At 29.0% G+C, this 1,357-nt stretch carries 1 protein-coding gene; it reads left to right on the top strand.

Annotated features, from left to right (window positions below):
• Nucleotides 1-258: 258 nt before the first annotated feature.
• A partial coding sequence (locus AB1349_14390; protein MEW6558514.1) for a hypothetical protein occupies nucleotides 259-1,357 on the top strand: 1,099 nt, incomplete at its 3' end.

The raw sequence follows: 1,357 nt of genomic DNA, 5'->3' as shown, positions 1-1,357 counted from the left end.
GACAAAGAAGAGCTAATCTAGCTAAACAAATTTGAAAGTTTTGAAGAAGCAAAAATTACTATAGAAAAATGGATTCAGACAAATTACAACAAACTTTATCATCACAGTGCTCTGTTATATAGAAGTCCTGAGGGATTTGCAAAGAGATATTTTCAATCAGAATTGAATATAGATACATAAATACTACACCTTAAAGGCTCAGATGTGTCTTGTAAAATTGGTCTTAGTAAACTTTAAATTTGAGGAGAGTGTAAAATTTTGACTACCAATACAGTAGTTTTTATTTCTGATATACCAAATCCACGTGAATTCAAATTTGCAAGTGGATTAAAAGAAATAGGGTGGAATGTTATTTTAATGCATCGTAGCCCGGCTATATTTTCAAATTTTCAACCTTTTTCGAAAGTATTACCTTTTACATCGATCAATGATCTTATACCGAAAATTTTGGAAATATCACCAGAAATATTGCATGTTTTTATTTATTACGATTATTCATTTGCTTATCACCTTATAAATACATTTAAAACTATACCTGTTATTATAGATCCTTTTGATGTTATATATGGAATGTTTAAACATGAATTTTTTATAAAAAACCCGCTGCTCACTGCAAACAGTGAATTGGAAAAATATTGTTTTTCCAATGCAGATGGTATATGCTGTAGATGTTTACAGACACAGGTATATAGAAGAGAAATTGGATTTAATAAAAATAAAAGAATACTATTTTTCGACGGATGTTTGCCTGGCATAAAGAAAAATAAAGTTATAGTAACAAATAATAACGATGTACATCTTGTTTATGCTGGTGCTTTTTGTGCTGAAAAATTATTTCCCGAATTCAAAGGGTTTGGTGGTTTCTTATGGGTAGCAAAGAAAATAATAGAAGCTAACATGCATTTTCATTTATATCCCAGTTCAAGGAATTTTAATGTTACAAACTTTGCAGATGATTATTCAGAATATTATGAATTAGAAAAAAATTCTAATGGTAAATTTCATTTTCATAGACCTATACCATATGAAAATTTAATAAGTGAACTTTCACAATATGATGCAGGTATATACGTATCTTTTCCAGAGAAAACTGAAAATATAGATGAAGTAATTTATTGTGAAAGGAGCCAAAAATCAGCTAATTATGTTATTCCCAATAAAATATTTGATTCTCTTGAAGCAGGCTTACCTGTTATTGCAGATCCTGTTCATCATAAATGTATTATGCCTTACTTGAAAAAACTAAAAGTTTTTATTTCACCTGATGAACTTATATATTCTGAGAAACCTTCATTTGACTTGGAAAAGCTTAATATTGCCAACCAACATATTGCCGAAGCCGCTGAATATTTTAATA

Source organism: Elusimicrobiota bacterium, from assembly GCA_040757695.1.
Lineage (GTDB): Bacteria > Elusimicrobiota > UBA8919 > UBA8919 > UBA8919 > JBFLWK01.
This window is presented reverse-complemented; position numbering and strand designations above follow the sequence as displayed.